The sequence below is a fragment of the Bradyrhizobium sp. AUGA SZCCT0160 genome (assembly GCF_018130105.1).
GTDB lineage: Bacteria > Pseudomonadota > Alphaproteobacteria > Rhizobiales > Xanthobacteraceae > Bradyrhizobium.
Map to the genome: position 1 here is coordinate 1 of NZ_JAFCMD010000044.1, position 19199 is coordinate 19199.

The following is a 19199-nucleotide window of genomic DNA, read 5'->3' on the forward strand; positions in this document are numbered from 1 at the left end:
GCACCCGGTCTTCCCTGCGCCCTCTCATGAGAGGGCGGGAAGTTTCTGGCAAAGCTCGGGCGCAATGCGTCGCGAGAACGCGAAAGTGCGTTTTGGATGATAGTGCCAACAACAAACACAGCCGTCGTCCCGGGCTTGACCTCAGATGCGCAATTGCGCATCGGGGGACCCATACGCCGCGGCCCATCGGTGAGAGCGCTGACGTTAGATACCTTCCGTTACAATAACCGCCGCGGAGTATGGGTCCCGGCGTTCGCCGGGACGACAAAAAGCTCACACCGGCTGATGAGCCGCCGTCCGCACCCCCGCCGCCTTGACCTTGCCGAAATCGGCAGTCGATTTCCCCGTCAGCGCCGCCAGCACCAATGCCACCATGTGTGCGAGGCGCTCGTCCCGCGCTTCCTTCTTCAGGAGGTCGCGGCCGAAGATCACACTGAGCGTCGCGCTGTTCGACAGGTAGAAGAAGCACAGACCCGCGATCGAGATATAGAGCTGGACCGGATCGACCGCGACGCGGAAGTCGCCGCTCTCGACGCCGCGGTTGACCACCGTACGGATCATCTCGACGAACGGCGAGTGCATCGATTTGACCTTGGTCGAGCGTTTGAGGTGGCGCGCTTTGGCCACGTTCTCGGTGTTGAGCAGTGCCAGGAATTCCGGATTGCGCAGAAAATAGTTCCAGGTGAAATCGATCAGCCGCTCGATGGCATCAGGCGGATCGAGATGTTCGAGATCAAGCCCGCGCTCCTCGGCGCGGATCTGCTCATAGGCGCCTTCGAGCACTTCGAGGTAGAGGTCTTCCTTGTTGCCGACGTGATAATACAGCATGCGCTTGTTGGCGCCGGCATTGGCCGCGATCCGGTCGACGCGCGCCCCGGCGAGGCCGTGGGCGGCGAATTCCTGCTTGGCGGCCTCGAGAATACGGATCCGCATCCCCTCGGGGTCGCGCTGCCATTTCAGAACACGTTTTGCCTTGGCCAAATCAATCGCTCGATGATCGCATGGATCAGATTTAGCATGCTATCCCCGTCATTGCGAGGAGCGTCAGCGACGAAGCAATCCATGCATCCCCAGCGGCGGCATGGATTGCTTCGCTTCGCTTGCAATGACGTCGAATCAATCGGGCGCGCCCGGCTTCACCGACGGCTGTACCAGCAGCGTCGGCACGCCGCAGGTGCCGTTGCGCACGGTCATCACCCGGGTCCCCGGCTTGCGGCCGGTGCGGACTTCGGAGACGTCGACACCGGCAGCCGTCAGCCGCGCATGGGTGGCGTCGATGTCGGCGACGCGCCAGCACAACCCGCGCAGACGGTCGTGTTGCTCCTGCGTGCCAGCTGCCGGCTTGCCCGGCCGGTGCGTGATCTCGACGATGAGATCGCCGCAGCGGAAGAACATCAGCCGGCCCCAATCCGGATGCGAACGGTCGAGCGCCATGTCGAGCCCGAGCCGCGCGCCATAGAGGGCTGCGGCCCGCTCGGGATCCGGCGTCGAGACCACGACATGGTCCATCGCGGTGATCGATGCCGGCCCGGTTCGCACCGACAGCGGACGCTCCTTTGCGAGTTCAAGAAAGAACATGCGGATGCCACGCGTCGCATCGGACGCGGCGCGGGTGCGCTTCCACGACAAGGTTGCCTCCGTGACCGCGTCGCGGCTTTCGACCTCGGCGACCGGCTCCGGCTTCAGGGTCAGCCGGTCGAGCCTGCGGTGCAGTTTCGCGATGTCGTTGGTGCGGAAACAAAGGCTCGCCAGCCCCTCCCCCTGCGCCGCCAGCACGGCGCGAATTCGCGACGCAGCCTCACCGTCGCCATCAGGCGCCATCAATTCCAGCGTCACGTTATCGAGCGTGAACAACACGCGCTCGGCGCCGTCGCCGCTGTTGCGCCAGGCCGGGCTCCGTCCAAACAGCGACTGATAGGCCGCTTCGGCCGCCGATATATCGCCGGTGAGGACGACCACATGATCAAGGCCTGTAATCACGGGAAAAGCCCTCCCCTTTTGTCGCACCGTCCGGAACCCCGGGCAGCCGTCAGCCGTTATGGCCGGCATACTGATGATCCCTCAAGGACGGTCCTAGTCCCCTGACATGCCCTTCTCAAGCCGCAAAGACGGCACGGTTGCGAATAATTTCAGCGAATGCGTCCGACAAGCGGTGTTAATGTAGCGCGCCGGACCGGACCACCCTTCAGCCCAACACTCTGAAGTACAATGACGGAAAACGAATGCAGGCCCTCTTCATCGGACAGACCTATATCGACGTTACCTTCATCACCGACCACATGCCGACCGGCGACGAGAAACACGTGGCTTCGGCCTACGCCGTGTCGTTTGGCGGCAACGCCGTCACAGCGGCGTTCTGCTGTGCCAAGCTCGGTATCGTGCCGGACCTGATCGCGACCGTCGCCAACGACTGGCTCGGCCGCATGTTTCAGGACATGAGCGCGAAATACGGGATCTCGATCCATCCGCGCAAGGTCAACGCCTCCTCGCTGTCCTTTATCATGCCCAAGGACGGCAAGCGCGCGATCGTGCGTTGCCGTGACGACGAGCACATCCATCCGTTTCCGATCCTCAATCTGAAGGGTTGCCGCGCGCTGCACATCGACGGCCATCAGCCCGACGCTGCCATCCACTACGCCAAATTGTGCCGCGAGGCCGGCATCCTGACCTCGCTCGACGGCGGCGGCCTGCGCACCAATACCCATGAGCTGCTGGAGTTCATCGACGTCGCCATCGTCGCCGAGCGTCTCTGCGAGCAAATGGACAAGACCCCGGAAGCGATGCTTGATTATCTCAAGAGCCGCGGCTGCCGGGTCGGCGGCGTCACGCTCGGCGAAAAGGGCTTGCTGTGGTACGACGAGACGGGATCGGTCCGCAGCCTGCCCGCGCTGCCGATCCCGCGTGAGCGTGTGATCGACACCAACGGCGCCGGCGACGTCTTCCACGGCGCCTACGTCTATTCCTATCTGAGCAACCCCGCCAAAAGCTGGCATGATAATTTCGAATTTGCGCGCGCCGCCTCGACCTTCAAGATCCAGCGACTCGGCAACGAGGCCGGATTGCCGACACTCCCCGATATTGACGCCGTCAAGCAGGAGTTCGCGGTCGGGGCCTGACCGCGTGGTGTGGGGATGAAAATGGGACGCGTCTTCGTCGGCGGCAGCATCAACATGGATGTGGTGGCGACCGCCGACCGGCATCCGCTTGTCGGCGAGACCGTCGCCGGCAAAGCAGTATTGTATTTCCCCGGCGGCAAGGGCGCCAACCAGGCTGTGGCGGCCGCCAAGCTCGGGGTATCAACCACGCTGATCGGCCGGCTGGGAACAGATGCCTTCGGGCAGCAATTGCGGACATTTCTCGCCGCACAAGGCGTCGATCTCGCCTTCGTCAAGGACACCGCCGGGGCCCATACCGGAACGGCGCTCATCACGATTGCCAATGCCGACAACACCATCGTCGTCGTGCCCGGCGCCAATGCGCTAGTGAGTGCCGAGGATGTCGGCACGCCGATCCTCGCCAAAGGCGACATTGCGGTCAGCCAGTTCGAAATCCCGCTGCCCACGATCATGGCGTTCTTCAATCGCGCCCGCGCTGCCGGTGCGACCACGATCCTCAACCCCGCGCCCGCGACCCGCTTCGGACGTGAACTGCTCGATCTCGTCGACATCCTCGTTCTCAACGAGACCGAGCTCGGTCTGCTCGCCGGCACCGAGCTTCGCGATACCGACGATGACAACAGCTTCATCGAAGCGGTCCGGTTGCTGCCGTCAAACCGTGATCAGATCGTCTGCGTGACACTAGGCAGCCGCGGCGTGCTTGCGATGATCGATGGTCAGCCGTCGGTCATCCCCGGCCGCAAGGTGAAGGCGGTGGACACCACCGGCGCCGGCGATTGCCTTGTCGGCGCGCTCGCAGCGCAGTTGGCGGATGGAAAAGCCATCCGCGACGCCCTCGCTTATGCCAATGCCGCGGCATCGATCTGTGTGCAACGGATGGGCGCAGCGCCCTCGATGCCGACGGCCGCGGAAGTGGCGGCGATCATCTGAGCCATCTCCGTTACGTTCGCGTCGGGGCCATCGAAACGCAGCCCTTACTTCAGCGACTGCAATTCGTCGTATTGCGCCCGCGTCCATCCGGCGCCGGCCGCGGCATCATTGTGCAGCGGAACCGCTGCGTTCCGGAATGCCGCGCGATCCGGCTCGACCACGGTCATGCCGAGCTTCTTGAGCTGTGTCGCCAGAACCCGTTCGGAAGCCTCGATCGCCTCCGTCGCCTTCGCGGCGGCCTCCTTCATCGTATCCGCAAACAGCTTCTGCTCGTCCGGCTTCAGCTTGTTCCAGACGTGGCTGCCGATCACCGTCACCATCGATTCCGTGATGTGGCCGGTCAGCACGATGTGACTCTGCACCTCGTAGAATTTCTTGGCCATGATGGTGGGCAGCGGATTCTCCTGACCGTCGACCAGCCCTTGCCGGAGCGCATTGTAAACGTCGGAGAATGCGATCGGCGTTGCGTTGGCGCCGACGGATCTGGTGAACATCAGGACCAGCGGCGCCGGCGGCACGCGCAGCTTCATGCCCTTCATGTCCTCGGGCTTGCTGATCGGCTTGTTGGCGGTGACATGACGCTGCCCGTAATAGGTCAGCGCGACGATCTTGTGCCGGGTCTTGTCTTCATAGTCCTTCGCAAGGTCGGCAAACAGCTTGCTGGCGCGATAGGCCTTCCAGTGGTCGAAATCACGCAGCATGAACGGCGCGCCGGTGATGCCGAGCGGTTTGTAGGTTGCCGCGACGAAGTTGGTGCCGACATAGACGATATCGACGGTGCCGAGCCCAAGCCCCTCATTGAGCTGATTCTCGTTGCCGAGCCGGGAAGCCGGAAACACCTCAATATCGAATTTGCCGTTGCTGCGTTTCCTGATCTCGCCCGCCGCCCACAGCGCTTCGGTGTGGTAGGGCTCGGTGATCTCGTAGACATGCGCCCATCGCAGCTTGGTCTGGGCCGAGGTCGGGCTGGCCATGACCATGGCAAGGATGACGGCATTGCTTAGCATCAGACAGCGTGTCCAGATGGACATGCTACCCTCCCCGATTGACTCACCGAAGCCTCTGGCGGGCCTGCTGCAGCGTTGCCGAAATGATCCGCCGATGCAAGTGGACCGGCGGCAAAGCCCCTCCGACTTAAGTCAGCGCGCTCTTCAGATCGAAGCTGCTATCAGCCGCCTGCTCCGGCGTAATCGAGCCGTTGGCGGCCAGCAGGCGCCGTCCGAACATATGATCCCCGGCGCGGTTGACGGATTCGATGCCGACGAGTTGCCCGGACTTGTAGCAGAAGGCGGAGAACGCCCCCTGCCCGCGATCGCCGCGCACCACCACCTGGTCATAGCCCGTCGTCAAACCCGCGATCTGAAGCTTGTGGGGACCCTGATCGCTCCAGAACCACGGCAGCCCGTCATAGACTTTGGCATCGCCGGTCAGCCGCGCCGCGACACAGCGCGCGTGGTCGGTGGCGTTCTGCACGGATTCGAGTCTCAGCGACCCGCCAAAGCGCGGGCTGGCATAGAGCGCGCAATCACCGACCGCCGAGATATCCGGATCGGCCGTCAGCAAATGTTCATCGACGATGATGCCCGCCGCCACCGGCAGGCCGGCTTCGGCCGCCAGTTCGACATTCGGCAGCACACCGACCCCGACCACCACGAGATCGGCAGGCATATGCCGGCCATCGCTGAGGCTGACGCCGGTGACGTTGCTGCCGTGGCTCTCGATGCTCGTGACCTGCACGCCGAGATGAATGCGAATGCCGGCCGCGGTGTGGCTCGACTGGAAGAATTCGGAGATTTCCGCGGTCACCGCGCGCGCCATCACGCGGGTGCCGAGTTCGACCACGTCGACTTCCAGGCCCTTGCCCCGGGCGGTCGCGGCGAATTCCAGTCCGATGAAGCCGGCGCCGATCACGACGACGCGCTGGCCGGATCCGATCCGGTGCCGCAACGCCTCGCTTTCGTCGAGGGTGCGCAAATAGCGCACGCCCTCCAGATTGGCGTTGGGGATGTCGAGCAGGCGATTGCGCGCGCCGGTCGCCAGCACCAGATGGCCGTAGTCGAGGAAGGAACCGGAGCCGAGCAACAGTTTATGCGCCCTGCGGTCGATCGACACCGCACGGTCGGAAATCAGGTCGATCTTCTGGTCGGAGAAGAATTTTCCCGGCCGGAACATCAGGCTGTCAGGCCCGCTGGTTCCCTTCAGATAGGCCTTGGACAAAGGCGGCCGCTGGTATGGCAGATGGCCTTCATCGTTCAGAAGCGCGATACGCTCGGCAAAGCCGTGCTGGCGCAGCGAGGCCGCAACCTGAAAGCCGGCATGGCCGGCGCCAACGATGACCACAGGCCCTTGCACGACAGGTCCTTGCAAAACCGGTCCTTGCGTCATCGGGACAACCCAATTGCAGGCGCACAGGAATTACCCATGTCGTCTCCTCTCACTGCTGATGTTGGCTTTCGCCTCGTGAGAGCGGCGCTCGTGTCCGCGTCCCGAACGGTGGGCACCCCCATTAAGCCCAAAGCTTTCGGATCGCGCAAGGGCGTCCCTCAGCTGGAACAGCCTCAGGCCCACGCCCACCAATCCGGCCCGGGATTGTCACCCCCGGCCTTCTGTTATTTAAATGCAAGGCAACCGTCCGATCGGAGGTAATTTCGATGTCGACGCAAGATCATACCACTCCCTCTTCCGACGAGCCGGCACGGCTCACGATCGAAGGTCCGATCGCGACCATCACCCTCAACCGCCCCGCGGCGTTCAACTCCATCAACCTGTCGATCGCCCAAAAATTGGAGCAGCTCGGCGCCGAGGTCGAGGCCAATAACGCCATCAGGGTGTTGGTGATCCAGGGCGAAGGCCGCGCCTTCAGTGCCGGCGGCGATCTGCAGACCATCGGTGCTGCCGCGGCCGCCGATACCATTGCGCCTGTGGTCGGGGAGCTGCTGAAGCACTATCACGCCTTCATCGAGACCATCCGGCGGATGCCGAAGATCGTGCTGTCGAGCGTCCATGGTTCGGCCGCCGGCGCCGGCATGGGGCTCGCCTTCGTGACCGATCTTTGCATCGCCGCTGAAGACGCCCGCTTCACGCCGGCTTACGCCAAGATCGGCGTGTCGCCGGACGGCGGCAGCACCGTCGGCATGGTCGGCACCGTCGGCACCCGCCGCGCGCTGCAGCTGTTTCTCGCCGAAGACAGTTTTTCGGCGCAGCAGGCTTACGATTGGGGTTTGGTCGCCAGGGTTGTTCCGGCCGCAGAACTGAAGGCGGCGACGCAAAAATTCGCCGAGCGATTGGCGCAGAACCCGCCGGCGGCGATCAGCGGCACCAAATCACTGGTCTACCAGGCCGCGGTGACGCCGGTCAGGCAGCAGCTCGATGCCGAGGAAGAGAAGATCATCGACGCGATGCACACCGACGATTTCCGTGTTGCGGTGCAGAAGTTCACCAGCAAGGGGAAGTAGAGGCGCCGAACGAATCCTAGCCCTTGCCCTCGCCGCGCATGAAATCGAAATCGCAGCCTTCGTCGGCCTGCAGGATGGTCTCGTTGAACAGATGCGCGTAGCCGCGCCTGGCCCAGTCGGGCGTCGTCGGCGGCGCCAGCGCGGCGCGGCGTTTTTCGAGCTCGGCATCGTCGACCAAGAGATCGATGCTGCGTTTGGCGACGTCGAGCCGGATCATGTCGCCGTTCCTCACCAGCGCCAGCGGACCGCCGACGGCGGATTCCGGAGTGATGTGCAGCACGATGGTACCGAACGCCGTCCCGCTCATGCGCGCGTCGGAAATCCGGACCATGTCCTTGACGCCCGCACGGCCGAGCTTCTTTGGAATCGGCAGATAGCCCGCTTCCGGCATGCCCGGTGCGCCTTTCGGCCCGGCATTGCGCAGCACCAGCACGTCGTCGGCATTGACGTCGAGCGCGGGATCGTCGACCCGCAGCGTCATGTCTTCAACGGACTCGAACACGACCGCGCGGCCGGTATGTTGCAAGAGCTTGGGGCTCGCCGCCGAATGCTTGATTACGGCGCCGCGCGGCGCAAGGTTGCCGTGCAACACCGCCATCGCGCCTTCCGGCTTGATCGGATTGCTGCGGGGACGGATCGCGTCCTGCCCCGGCACTTCCTCGGCACCCGCCACGACATCGCGCAGCGTCGCGCCGGTAATGGTTTTGGCATCGAGATCGATGAGGTCGCCGAGCTGCGCCATCAGCTTCGGCAGGCCGCCGGCATGATGGAAGTGCTCCATGTAATGCTCACCCGACGGCTTCAGGTCAATCAGAACAGGCACCTCGCGGCCGAGCTTATCGAAGCCTTCGAGATCGATGCGATGCTTGGTGCGGTTGGCGATCGCGGTCAGATGGATGAGACCGTTGGTCGAGCCGCCGATCGCCTGCAGCACCACTTGCGCGTTCCGGAACGACGACGCGGTCAGAAACTCGCTCGGCTTCGGCCCTTTCGCCTTGGCCAACGCGGCGGCGACCTTGCCGCTCGCTTCGGCGGAACGGAAGCGTTCGGCGTGCGGCGCCGGAATCGTCGCGCTCATCGGCAGCGACAGGCCCAGCGCTTCGGTGATGCACGCCATTGTGGACGCCGTGCCCATCACCATGCAGGTGCCAACCGATGGCGCGAGGCGGCCGTTGACGGCTTCGATCTCGACATCGTCGATTTCACCGGCGCGGTATTTTCCCCACAGCCGCCGGCAATCCGTGCAGGCGCCCAGCACTTCGCCCTTGTGATGCCCGACCACCATGGGTCCCACGGGAATGACGACGGTCGGCAGATCCGCACTGACCGCGGCCATGATTTGCGCCGGCAGGGTCTTGTCGCAACCGCCGATCATGACAATGGCGTCCATCGGCTGGGCGCGGATCATCTCCTCGGTATCCATCGCCATCAGGTTGCGGAGATACATCGAGGTCGGATGCGAAAAACTTTCGGCGATCGAGATGGTCGGGAACACCATCGGCATCGCGCCGGTCAGCATCACGCCGCGCTTCACCGCCTCGATGATCTGCGGCACGTTGCCGTGGCAGGGATTGTAGTCGCTGTAGGTGTTGGTGATGCCGACGATCGGGCGGTTGAGCGCATCGTCGGAATACCCCATCGCCTTGATGAAGGCCTTGCGCAGGAACAGCGAGAAGCCAGCATCGCCGTAACTTGCCAGTCCCTTGCGAAGTCCGTCATCAGCCATTTTGTCATTCCCTGTCGCTGTGCATTCGCACTTAAGGAGTCCACGCAATTATTGTCAATATTTGATACTTGGTCGCTGAAATTGTGCTATTTCGCCGCCAATCACGCGGCATTATTGACAATAATATCCGTGCGTGCTGACTTCCAGCGATGATCGGAAACGAGCATCCATGAACAAGCCGTTGCGCATTGGCCTTATCGGCGCCGGCATGGTGAGCCACCATCATCTGATCGCCTGGGCCAGCATAGCAGATCAGGCGCGCGTTGTTGCTGTCGCCGATCCCTCGGCTGACAACGGCGCACGCCGTGCAACCGAATTCGAGATACCCAGGATCTACGCCAGCGCCGAAGCGATGCTGGCGGAGACCGATCTTGACGCCATCGATATCGCGGCGCCACGCGAGATGCACGCGCCGCTGGTCCGGCTGGCGGCAGCCAAGCACCTGCCGGTGCTGTGCCAGAAGCCGCTGGCGCCGAACCTGCAGCAAGCGACCGACCTCGCTGCCGAGGTCCGCGACCTGACGCGGCTGATGGTGCACGAGAACTGGCGCTTTCGCGGATATTATCGCGACGCCGCGGCCTGGCTGCGCGAGGGCCGCATCGGCAACGTCAAGCAGGCGCAGCTCACGCTGCTGACGTCGGGCGTACTGCCGGGACCGGACGGGCTGTGCCCGGCGCTTGAGCGGCAACCCTTCATGCGCCGCGAAAAGCGCATGCTAGTCGCGGAAGTCCTGATCCATCACCTCGACACGTTGCGGATGCTGCTCGGGCCGCTGCGCGTGACGGCGGCTGCGCTTTCGCGCTCGAGCGAGCAACTCGTCGGCGAAGACGGCGCGGTGATCCAGCTCCAGGCTGGCAACGGCGCCGGCGTCACGGTGTTTGCGAGCTTTGCCGCGCACGGGCATCCGGCCACCCAGATCGACCGGCTGGAAATTCTCGGCGACAAGGGCGCCATCAAGCTCGACGGGCCGCAGCTCATCTGCTCGGGTGCTTCGCCCCAAGAAAGGGTCTACGATCTCGCCACCGAATATCAGGGGTCTTACAACCGGACGATTGCGCACTTCGTACAATCATTACGTGACAACACGCCGTTCGAGACCGCGCCGCAGGATAATCTCGAGACGTTGCGGCTGGTCGAGGATTGCTATCGGCTGTCAGGCTGGGAGGCTTTGCAATGAAGCCACAGGAAGCATTGACCGAAATTTCCGCGCTGACGCGAGAGGAAGAGCAGGCGGAAGTGATCCGTCGGCTGGAAGAGGACATCATCTTCGGCCGCTTCGCGCCGGGTTCGCGGCTGGTCGAAGACACGCTGATGACGCGCTACCGCGCCAGCCGGCATTTCGTGCGCCAGGGCCTGTTTCAGCTCGAGCGCCAGGGCATCGTGCTGCGCGAGAAGAATATCGGCGCGACCGTGCGGTTCTATTCGGCCGAGGAAGTGCGGCAGATCTACGAGGTCCGGGAAATGCTGACGCGGCAGGCAGCATTGATGATCACGCTGCCCGCACCCGCAAGCCTGATCGAGCAGTTGAGCGAGTTGCAGCGGCAATATTGCGCCAGGGCCGACGCCCAGGACCTGCGCGGCATTCACGAAGCCAACGACGCCTTTCACGTCGCGCTGTTTTCCGCCTGCGGCAATCCCTATCTGGTGCGCTCGCTGCAGGACTACATGAACCTGACGCTGCCGATGCGCGCCAAGAATCTGGCCGACAGAGAGGGGCTGGCGCTGTCACGGCGCCAGCACGAATTCATGATCGAACTGCTGAAAGGCCGCGACAACTGGGCGCTGGCGCAGCTCTGCGTCGATCACATGCAGTTCAGCAAGTCGGATTATCTCGACCGCATCGCGGGGGATGAGGGCGAAAACTAACGGCCGTCATTCCGGGGCGCGCGAAGCGCGAACCCGGAATCTCGAGATTCCGGGTCTGGTCCTTCGGACCATCCCGGAATGACCATCGAGGCTATTTCCAATCCACGATCCTGCTCTTGTCGCCGTCGAACTCCATGCCGCAGAACGTGCCGCCCTGGTAGAAATCGCTGACCAGATCGGGCTTAAGCTTGGCCTGCTCGGTCATCGCATGCTCGCGATGGTCTTCGCCGCGGCCGGTCGGGCGATAGCCGAGCTCGTAGGCGCGATGATTATCCCACCACGCGCGCTCGTTGTAGGACGCGCCGTAGAAGATCTCGAAATGAATGTCGGGGTGATCGAGCCCGATCCGGCAAAGCTGCACCAGATCCTCCGGCTTCAGCCAGATCGCGAGCCGGCGGTGATCCAGCGGCTTTTCGCCGAAATTGCCGATGCGCAGGCAGGTCACCCCAAGCCCATGCTTGTCGGCATAGAGCGAGCCAACCGCTTCTCCAAAAACCTTGCTGACGCCGTAACGGCTGTCGGGACGCGCGGTGACGTCGGTGCCGATCCGGTGGTGGCGGGGGTAGAAGCCGACCGCGTGATTGGATGAAGCGAACACTACCCGCTTGACACCCTTCTTGCGCGCCGCCTCGAACAGATTGTAGCAGCCGATGATGTTGGATTGCAGGATCTGTTCCCACGGGCCTTCGACCGAATAGCCGCCGAAATGCAGGATGCCGTCGACGCCCTCGCAGATCGCCTCGACCTGTGTGGGATCGGCAAGATCGGCCGCCTTGAATTTCTCATTGGCACCGAGATCCGCGGGCGTTGTCAGGTCGCTCAGCAGCAGATCCGGATAAATCGGCGGCAACAGTTTGCGCAGGCTGGTGCCGATTCCACCGGCAGCGCCGGTCATCAATATGCGTGGCATTTCTTTCCTCTTTCTTACGAGCGATTTGCGGTCGCTGGCCGACAATGATAGCAAAACATTCTGCGAGGAAACGCAACAGCAACGAGAACAGCAAATGTCCGAGGCAACACCCCGCGCCGGCTGGCAGCCGGCGACCTATTATCCCGATCCGGCGATCCACGCGCTCGATCCGCGGTTTGAAAAATACTGGCTCAAGCTTTCGGCGGTGGAACGGCTGGCAACCGGCATGCGCTGGGCCGAAGGGCCGGTGTGGTTTGGCGACGGGCGCTATCTGTTGTGCAGCGACATTCCCAATAACCGCATCATCAAATGGGAAGAGGAGACCGGCGCGGTCAGCCACTACCGCAAGCCGTCGAATTTCGCCAACGGCCACACCCGCGACCGCCAGGGCCGCCTGATCAGCTGCGAGCATGGCGGCCGCCGTGTCGTCAGAACCGAATATGACGGATCGATCACGGTGCTGATCGATTCCTTTGGCGGCAAGCGGCTGAATTCGCCGAACGACGTCGTGGTGAAATCGGACGGCTCGATCTGGTTCACCGATCCGATCTTCGGCCTGCTCGGCAATTACGAGGGCTACAAGGCCGAGCCCGAACTCGACATGAATGTCTACCGGATCGATGGCGGAAGCGGAAAGGCCACCATAGTCGCCGAAGGCATTCTGGGACCGAACGGACTTTGCTTTTCGCCGGATGAGAAGATTCTCTACGTTATCGAATCCCGGGGCGTGCCGACCCGCAAGATCCTCGCGTACGACGTCTCACCCGGCGGCGATACACTTTCCGACAAGCGCGTGTTCGTCGACGCCGGTCCCGGCACGCCCGACGGCATGCGTTCCGACATCGACGGCAATCTGTGGTGCGGCTGGGGCATGGGCGATCCCGAACTCGACGGCGTTGTCGTGTTCGCGCCCGACGGCGTCATGATCGGCCGCATCGCCCTGCCGGAGCGCTGCGCCAATCTCTGTTTCGGCGGCTTGAAGCGCAACCGGCTGTTCATGGCCGCGAGCCAGTCGATCTACGCGCTGTATGTGAACACGCAAGGCGCGCTCGGGGGATAGTCTACGCCGTCCCCTCGCCGCGCCGGATTCAACCCTTCTTTTCCTGCGCAGCGGCGGTCTGCTTGGCCAGTCCCTCCTCGAACGCCTTTTCCAGCGTCGCGGCATAGGCGTCGAATTCACCGGGATTGACGAACGGATTGGGCGCGCCATCGCTGAGTTTGGCGCGCTTCTCCTGCATCTTGTACATTTCCGGATGCGGCGCGAGCAGCACATCCACCTTCATGTCCTTGGCCCGCGCGAACGTCTTGCGGTAATCGGCGACGATCCCGGGATACGTCGGGTTGGTCACGAGGCGGTTCAGCGCCACGGTGCCGCTGCAGAAGATCAGCACCGAGCGCGTCGCGTCGCCGTCCTTCACCGAAAATTCCCAGCTGGTGCAGCCCGGCGAGTGGCCGGGCGTTTCGCGCGCCGTGATCTTCACGTCACCAAGCGTGACCGTATCGCCCTCGCGCACCGTGCGGTCCACCTTGACCGGCGGGAAATTCAGCACGGTTTCCTCCCGCGCGCCCGGATAGTAACCGCCTTCGAGCAGCGGCTTGTCGGCCTCACCGGCGACAAGCTGGGCGCCGCTCGCCGCCTTCATTTCGGCAAGACCCCCTGTGTGATCGATATGGGCGTGGGTGTTCAGCAGATATTTGATGTCGGTGACCTTGAAGCCGAGCTTCTCGATATTGCCTTTGATCTGCGAGGTCGCCTCCGGCATGACCGTATCGACCAGGATGTGACCTTGCGGCGAGGTGATCAGATAGGATGACAGGCCGTTGGTGCCGACATAATAGACGTTGCCGATCATCTTGAACGGCTCTGTCGGTTCGTTCCATTTCACGAGCAGCGTCGCGAGCAGATCCTTGAGGCTCTGCGCCTGCGCTGCGCCAGTCAACGGAATCAGCGCGACAAGCGCAATGACCAGTTTCCTCATATCCGATCTCCCTTTTTTGTTTTTTTCTTCGCGTCATTGCGGCCGCGCGTTGATGCAAGCCTCGACCATGCACTCTAACGACAATGCCGGCTGCTTTGGGGCAGCCGGCATTGTTTTGAATAGACCGCGTTAGCAGCGCAGCATCAGCTTACGCGGCGTTGTAGCCGGCGACCGCCTTCGCTTCGAGATATTCTTCCAGGCCGTACTTGCCCCACTCGCGGCCGTTGCCGGACTGCTTGTAGCCGCCGAACGGTGCGGTCCGCTCGTTCGGAACGCCCTGCAGGTTGACGTTGCCGGCGCGGATCTGCTTGCCGACCCGGCGCGCGCTTTCGACGGTATCACCGGTGACGTAACCGGCCAGACCATACGGCGTGTCGTTGGCGATCTTGACCGCCTCGGCTTCGTCCTTGGCGCCGAGAATCGTGAGCACCGGCCCGAAGATTTCCTCGCGCGCGATAGTCATGTCGTTGGTGACGTCGGCGAAGATGGTCGGGCGCACGTAGAAGCCCTTGTTGACGCCTTCGGGGAGACCCGGACCGCCGGCGACGAGCGTTGCGCCCTCGTCGATGCCCTTTTTGATCAGCGCCTGGATCTTGTCCCACTGAATGCGGGACACGACCGGGCCGATGGTGGTGCCGTCGGCGCGGGGATCACCGGCCTTGGTCTTGTCGGCGACCGCCTTCGCGATAGCGGCGACTTCCTTCATTTTCGACAGCGGCACGATCATCCGCGACGGGGCGTTGCACGATTGTCCGGAGTTGTTGAACATGTGCATGACGCCGCCGGTGACGGCCTTGGTGAGGTCGGCGCCTTCCAGGATCACGTTCGGCGACTTGCCGCCGAGTTCCTGGCTGACACGCTTCACGGTCGGCGCGGCGCGCTTGGCGACATCGACGCCGGCGCGGGTCGAGCCGGTGAACGAGATCATGTCGATATCCGGATGCTCGCTCATTGCGGCGCCAACCTCCGGGCCAAGGCCGTTGACGAGGTTGAATACGCCCTTCGGCACGCCGGCTTCATGGAGGATCTCGGCGAAGATCAGCGCCGAGGTCGGCGTGAATTCCGACGGCTTCAGGATCATGGTGCAGCCGGCGGCAAGCGCGGGCGCGACCTTGCAGGCGATCTGGTTCAGCGGCCAGTTCCACGGCGTGATCATGCCGATGACGCCGACCGGCTCACGCAGCACCGTGGCGGTGCCGATGTTTTCCTCGAAATGATAGTTCTTCAGCACTTCCAGCGTGGAAGCGATATGGCCGAGGCCGGCGCCGGCCTGCAGCCGCTCTGCCATCGGCAGCGGCGCGCCCATTTCGTCGGATACGGCAGCACCGATATCCTTCATGCGGGTCTTGTAGATTTCGATGATCTTCTCCAGCAGCGCGACACGCTCCTCGCGGCTGGTCTGCGAGTAGGTCACGAAGGCGCGCTTGGCGGCCGCGACGGCCTTGTCGAGATCGGCCTTCGAGCCGAGCGCAACCTCATACATCGCCTCTTCGGTCGCCGGATTGACGACGGGCGTGGACTTCTTGACGGCGGGATCGACCCAGGCGCCGTCGATGTAGAATTGCATACGGTTGACCATCGGAAACCTCGTTATTTCACAGGGCGGAAGGATTAAGGGAACGGGGGCGTTCGGCAGGCATCCTTGCACGAAAATCCCGGCAATTGAACCCGCCATATGCGGGATGCCGCGTTGCGGCGGGCACCGGATATAAGGTCAGTGGTGTGGCGGTGGCAAGGTGGTAACCGTCGCCCCGGCGAAGGCCGGGGCCCATACGCTGTGAACTCTCATTTGGCACTTTGGCCGACACCCTTTAACACAACCTCCGCCGCGGAGTATGGGCCCCGGCCTTCGCCGGGGCGACGACTACACCGCCATCTTCCTGTGCCGCACCGGGGCCCCGACGGTGAGGCTTTCCGCCGCATCGATGATGGAATTGGCGTCCATGCCGTGGTGGCGGTAGAGGTCGGCAATGGTGCCGGTCTGGCCGAACTGCTCGACGCCCAGCGCCTCCACCCGCTGGCCGCGCACGCTGCCGAGCCAGCCGAGTGCGGCCGGGTGGCCGTCGATCACGGTGACAATGCCGCAGTCGCGCGGCAGCGGCGCCAGCATTTGCTCGATATGGCTGAGATGCTGAACGCCGCGACGGTCGCGGCGCAGCTTTCGCGCCGCGGTCCAGCCCGCATGCAGGCGGTCCGCCGAGGTCACCGCCAATAGTCCGACATCCCGGTGGCTCTCACCGATGAAGCCGACCGCCTCGATTGCCTCCGGCGCGACCGCGCCGGTATAGGCGATCACGACGTCGCAGTTCGCACCCGGCTTGCGCAGCCAATAGGCGCCGTCGGTGATCTCGCGCTGCAGGTCCGGCGTCATGATCCGCTGCGGCTGGTCGATCGTCCGCGTCGACAGCCGCAGATAGACCGATCCACCCTCACCCGGTTCGCGCTGCATGTGCTGAAACCCCCAGCCCATGATCACGGAGAGTTCATCGACGAAGGCCGGCTCGAATGAGGCCAGGCCGTCCTGTGCGATGCCGATCAGGGGTGTTGCGATCGACTGGTGCGCGCCGCCCTCCGGCGCCAGCGTAATGCCCGACGGCGTCGCCGCCACCATGAAGCGCGCGTCCTGGTAGCAGGCGTAATTCATCGCATCGAGGCCGCGCTGGATGAAGGGGTCGTACAGCGTGCCGATCGGCAGCAGCCGCTCGCCGTTGATCTGATGCGACAGACCCAGCGCCGAAAGCACGATGAACAGGTTCATCTCGGCGATGCCGAGCTCGAGGTGCTGTCCCTTCGGCGAAAAATCCCAGTTGAAGGTCGAGGGAATTTTCTCCTGCCGGAACAGATCGTGGTTTTCCGCCTTCGCAAACAGCCCGCGTCGGTTGACCCAGGCGCCGAGATTGGTCGACACCGTCACGTCAGGCGACGTGGTGACGATGCGCGAAGCCAGTTCGGTGTCGCCGCGCGCCAGTTCGTTGAGCACGAGGCCAAAGCCCTGCTGGGTCGACATCTGCGCCGCCGGTTTGAAGGCGAGCCGCTCGGGCACCTCGATCACGGGCGCGGTCAGGCGCCGGCGGCCCTCGGCGTTGAACGGCGCTTCGGTGAGGAACGCTTCGAGATCAGCCGGGTCCTGGGACAACCCTTCGAACTTTTCCCATTCATGACCGGGACGGATGTTCTGCGCCGCACGCCATTTTTCCATCTGAGCGACCGTCATCAGGCCCGCATGGTTGTCCTTGTGGCCCTGCATCGGCAGCCCGACGCCCTTGATGGTGTAGGCGATGAAGCAGACCGGCCGATCATGGTCGATCGCTTCGAACGCATCGATCATGCTGGTCATGTCGTGGCCGCCGAGATTTGACATCAGCGCCAGCAGTTCCTCGTCGCTGCGCCGGTCGATCAGTTGCGTCACCTGTCCCTGATCGCCGATGTCATCCTGCAGATGTTTTCGGAACGCGGCACCGCCCTGGAAGCACAACGCCGCATACATCTGGTTCGGGCAATTATCGATCCAGCGCCGCAGCGCCTCGCCGCCGGGTTCGGCGAACGCAGCCTGCATCAGCGTGCCGTATTTCACGATCCTGACGTCCCAGCCGAAATTGCGGAACATCGATTCGAATTTTTCCCAGAGCCCTTCGCGCACCACGGCGTCCAGGCTCTGGCGGTTATAGTCGACGATCCACCAGGTGTTGCGCAGCCCGTGCTTCCAGCCCTCGAGCAGCGCCTCGAAGATATTGCCCTCATCCATTTCGGCGTCGCCGACCAGCGCGATCATGCGCCCCTCGGGACGATCTTTCATCCAGCCATGCGACTTGACGTAATCCTGCACCAGCGAGGAGAACAGGGTTTGCGCCACGCCGAGCCCAACTGACCCCGTCGAGAAATCGACGTCGTCGGCATCCTTGGTGCGCGACGGATAGGATTGCGCGCCCTTGTAGCCGCGGAAATTTTCCAGCTTCTCGCGGGTCTGATGCCCGAACAGATACTGGATGGCGTGAAACACCGGGCTCGCATGCGGCTTCACCGCGACGCGGTCCTGCGGCCGCAGCACCGAGAAATACAGCGCCGACATGATGTTGGCGAGCGAGGCCGAGGAGGCCTGATGGCCGCCGACCTTCAGGCCGTCGGCATTGGGCCTGATGTGATTGGCGTGGTGGATGGTCCACGACGACAGCCAGAGCACTTTTCGCGACAGCGCGGACAACAGTTCCAGGCGTGCGGGCTCGATGGGCATGGCGTTGCTCCGTAAGGATTCTAGCCAAATTTTACCGGGACTGGCCTCCCCAGAAATCTCAATTTCCCGCGACATACCGTCTCAAATTGGGATAAAACACCAATCCGAACCCCATTATCCAGAGTTCATTCCAATGCACGCCCTCGACGCCATCGACCGCAAGATCCTCAGCCTGCTGCAATCCGACAGCCGCATGACCATGCAGGAGCTCTCCGAGAAGGTCGGGCTCTCGGTATCGCCCTGCCACCGCCGGGTGAAATTGCTCGAAGAGCGCGGCGTCATCACCCGCTATATCGCCACCGTCGACCAGAAATCGCTCGGCCTGCATGTCAGCGTCTTCATCTCGATCAAGCTCGCGCGACAGAAAGAGGAGGACCTCAACCGGTTTGCCAAGGCGATCTCGAAATGGGACGAGGTGCTGGAATGCTATCTGATGACGGGCAATCGCGATTACCTGCTGCGCGTCGTCGCCGCCGATCTGTCGTCCTATGAGGCGTTTTTGAAAAACAAGCTGACGCGGCTGGATGGGATTGCGTCGATCGAGTCGAGTTTTGCGCTGAGCCAGGTGAAGTACTCGATCGCGCTGCCGGTGTGAGGAGAAAGGTATTTCGTCGTCCCATCTTTCGTCGTCCCGGCGAACGCCGGGACCCACTCCGCGGCGGCTATTTTGCGAAAGGTATCTAACGTCAGCGCTCTCACCGATGGGCCGCGGCGTATGGGTCCCGGCTCAAGGCCGGGACGACGGTGGTGTTTGTTGTTGCACCATCATCCATCCAAACGCACTTTCACCTTCCCGCGGCGCATTGCGCCCGAGCTTTGCTGGAAACTTCCCGCCCTCCAATGAGAGGGCGCAGGGAAGACCGGGTGCGCGCTGCACCCGCGGTCTCGTGTGCGGTTTGCACTAAGTAGGCTGCACACGAGCATACAGGGCAGCGGAGAACACCCGGCCTTCCCTGCGCAATGGCTTTACGGCTTATATCGTGATC

The 19199-nt window shown here is 63.1% G+C and carries 16 protein-coding genes; 7 read left to right on the plus strand and 9 right to left on the minus strand.

Going from position 1 to position 19199, the window contains the following annotated elements; all coding sequences use genetic code 11:
• Positions 1–273: 273 nt before the first annotated feature.
• Both JQ558_RS36270 and JQ558_RS36275 read right to left on the minus strand, forming a co-directional pair.
• Positions 274–981: a TetR/AcrR family transcriptional regulator gene (locus JQ558_RS36270; RefSeq protein WP_212276435.1), complete on the minus strand. Its 708-nt coding sequence runs from the start codon at positions 979–981 to the stop codon at positions 274–276.
• Positions 982–1116: 135 nt separating this feature from the next.
• Complete coding sequence (locus JQ558_RS36275) at positions 1117–1980, minus strand: VOC family protein (RefSeq protein WP_212296668.1); 864 nt, start codon at positions 1978–1980, stop codon at positions 1117–1119.
• Positions 1981–2222: 242 nt separating this feature from the next.
• On the opposite strand from JQ558_RS36275, the gene JQ558_RS36280 reads away from it, so the two are divergent.
• Both JQ558_RS36280 and JQ558_RS36285 read left to right on the plus strand, forming a co-directional pair.
• Entirely contained in the window at positions 2223–3116 is an 894-nt protein-coding gene (locus JQ558_RS36280) for a sugar kinase (RefSeq protein ID WP_212296669.1), read from the plus strand.
• 21 nt (positions 3117–3137) lie between these two features.
• Positions 3138–4046 carry a ribokinase gene (locus JQ558_RS36285; RefSeq protein ID WP_212215147.1) on the plus strand — a complete coding sequence of 303 codons (909 nt, stop codon included), beginning with the start codon at positions 3138–3140 and terminating at the stop codon, positions 4044–4046.
• 44 nt (positions 4047–4090) lie between these two features.
• Here JQ558_RS36285 and JQ558_RS36290 read toward each other — a convergent pair whose 3' ends face one another.
• Together JQ558_RS36290 and JQ558_RS36295 are read right to left on the minus strand one after the other, a co-directional pair.
• A complete protein-coding gene (locus JQ558_RS36290; protein ID WP_212296670.1) occupies positions 4091–5077 on the minus strand; it encodes a sialic acid TRAP transporter substrate-binding protein SiaP in 987 nt (328 codons plus the stop codon).
• A gap of 103 nt (positions 5078–5180) precedes the next feature.
• On the minus strand, positions 5181–6431 hold the full coding sequence (locus JQ558_RS36295) for an NAD(P)/FAD-dependent oxidoreductase (protein WP_212296671.1): 1251 nt from the start codon (positions 6429–6431) through the stop codon (positions 5181–5183).
• Positions 6432–6697: 266 nt separating this feature from the next.
• Between JQ558_RS36295 and JQ558_RS36300 the strand changes: the two genes are divergently transcribed.
• The gene (locus JQ558_RS36300; protein ID WP_212296672.1) at positions 6698–7501 is read left to right on the plus strand and encodes an enoyl-CoA hydratase/isomerase family protein; all 804 of its coding nucleotides are present in this window, start codon (positions 6698–6700) and stop codon (positions 7499–7501) included.
• A gap of 16 nt (positions 7502–7517) precedes the next feature.
• Here the strand turns inward: JQ558_RS36300 and JQ558_RS36305 are convergent, their stop codons facing one another.
• A complete protein-coding gene (locus JQ558_RS36305) occupies positions 7518–9227 on the minus strand; it encodes an IlvD/Edd family dehydratase (protein ID WP_212296673.1) in 1710 nt (569 codons plus the stop codon).
• A 169-nt stretch (positions 9228–9396) separates the two neighbouring features.
• Between JQ558_RS36305 and JQ558_RS36310 the strand changes: the two genes are divergently transcribed.
• Entirely contained in the window at positions 9397–10404 is a 1008-nt protein-coding gene (locus JQ558_RS36310) for a Gfo/Idh/MocA family protein (RefSeq protein ID WP_212296674.1), read from the plus strand.
• The gene (locus tag JQ558_RS36315) at positions 10401–11093 is read left to right on the plus strand and encodes a GntR family transcriptional regulator (RefSeq protein WP_212215138.1); all 693 of its coding nucleotides are present in this window, start codon (positions 10401–10403) and stop codon (positions 11091–11093) included. Before JQ558_RS36310 ends, JQ558_RS36315 begins: the two co-directional genes overlap by 4 nt.
• A 91-nt stretch (positions 11094–11184) precedes the next feature.
• Here JQ558_RS36315 and JQ558_RS36320 read toward each other — a convergent pair whose 3' ends face one another.
• Positions 11185–12003 (minus strand): NAD(P)-dependent oxidoreductase, encoded by an 819-nt coding sequence (locus tag JQ558_RS36320; protein ID WP_212215136.1) that lies wholly within the window; start codon positions 12001–12003, stop codon positions 11185–11187.
• 94 nt (positions 12004–12097) lie between these two features.
• Between JQ558_RS36320 and JQ558_RS36325 the strand changes: the two genes are divergently transcribed.
• On the plus strand, positions 12098–13063 hold the full coding sequence (locus JQ558_RS36325) for an SMP-30/gluconolactonase/LRE family protein (protein ID WP_212296675.1): 966 nt from the start codon (positions 12098–12100) through the stop codon (positions 13061–13063).
• A gap of 28 nt (positions 13064–13091) precedes the next feature.
• On the opposite strand, the gene bla is transcribed toward JQ558_RS36325, so the two are convergent.
• From bla to JQ558_RS36340, 3 genes are all read right to left on the minus strand, one after another.
• Positions 13092–13982 carry a subclass B3 metallo-beta-lactamase gene (bla, locus tag JQ558_RS36330; protein WP_212296676.1) on the minus strand — a complete coding sequence of 297 codons (891 nt, stop codon included), beginning with the start codon at positions 13980–13982 and terminating at the stop codon, positions 13092–13094.
• A 148-nt stretch (positions 13983–14130) separates the two neighbouring features.
• On the minus strand, positions 14131–15561 hold the full coding sequence (locus JQ558_RS36335; RefSeq protein ID WP_212215130.1) for an aldehyde dehydrogenase family protein: 1431 nt from the start codon (positions 15559–15561) through the stop codon (positions 14131–14133).
• Between the two features lie 285 nt (positions 15562–15846).
• On the minus strand, positions 15847–18213 hold the full coding sequence (locus JQ558_RS36340) for a transketolase (protein ID WP_212296677.1): 2367 nt from the start codon (positions 18211–18213) through the stop codon (positions 15847–15849).
• Between the two features lie 133 nt (positions 18214–18346).
• Between JQ558_RS36340 and JQ558_RS36345 the strand changes: the two genes are divergently transcribed.
• The gene (locus JQ558_RS36345; RefSeq protein WP_192734786.1) at positions 18347–18808 is read left to right on the plus strand and encodes an Lrp/AsnC family transcriptional regulator; all 462 of its coding nucleotides are present in this window, start codon (positions 18347–18349) and stop codon (positions 18806–18808) included.
• Positions 18809–19199: the final 391 nt, after the last annotated feature.

Excerpts from the sequence above, each read along its gene's own strand:
- JQ558_RS36280 (WP_212296669.1), top strand. The coding sequence starts at position 2,223 with ATGCAGGCCCTCTTCATCGGACAGACCTATATCGACGTTACCTTCATC.
- JQ558_RS36285 (WP_212215147.1), top strand. The coding sequence starts at position 3,138 with ATGGGACGCGTCTTCGTCGGCGGCAGCATCAACATGGATGTGGTGGCG.
- JQ558_RS36290 (WP_212296670.1), bottom strand. The coding sequence starts at position 5,077 with ATGTCCATCTGGACACGCTGTCTGATGCTAAGCAATGCCGTCATCCTT.
- JQ558_RS36295 (WP_212296671.1), bottom strand. The coding sequence starts at position 6,431 with ATGACGCAAGGACCGGTTTTGCAAGGACCTGTCGTGCAAGGGCCTGTG.
- JQ558_RS36300 (WP_212296672.1), top strand. The coding sequence starts at position 6,698 with ATGTCGACGCAAGATCATACCACTCCCTCTTCCGACGAGCCGGCACGG.
- JQ558_RS36305 (WP_212296673.1), bottom strand. The coding sequence starts at position 9,227 with ATGGCTGATGACGGACTTCGCAAGGGACTGGCAAGTTACGGCGATGCT.
- JQ558_RS36310 (WP_212296674.1), top strand. The coding sequence starts at position 9,397 with ATGAACAAGCCGTTGCGCATTGGCCTTATCGGCGCCGGCATGGTGAGC.
- JQ558_RS36315 (WP_212215138.1), top strand. The coding sequence starts at position 10,401 with ATGAAGCCACAGGAAGCATTGACCGAAATTTCCGCGCTGACGCGAGAG.
- JQ558_RS36320 (WP_212215136.1), bottom strand. The coding sequence starts at position 12,003 with ATGCCACGCATATTGATGACCGGCGCTGCCGGTGGAATCGGCACCAGC.
- JQ558_RS36325 (WP_212296675.1), top strand. The coding sequence starts at position 12,098 with ATGTCCGAGGCAACACCCCGCGCCGGCTGGCAGCCGGCGACCTATTAT.
- bla (WP_212296676.1), bottom strand. The coding sequence starts at position 13,982 with ATGAGGAAACTGGTCATTGCGCTTGTCGCGCTGATTCCGTTGACTGGC.
- JQ558_RS36335 (WP_212215130.1), bottom strand. The coding sequence starts at position 15,561 with ATGGTCAACCGTATGCAATTCTACATCGACGGCGCCTGGGTCGATCCC.
- JQ558_RS36340 (WP_212296677.1), bottom strand. The coding sequence starts at position 18,213 with ATGCCCATCGAGCCCGCACGCCTGGAACTGTTGTCCGCGCTGTCGCGA.
- JQ558_RS36345 (WP_192734786.1), top strand. The coding sequence starts at position 18,347 with ATGCACGCCCTCGACGCCATCGACCGCAAGATCCTCAGCCTGCTGCAA.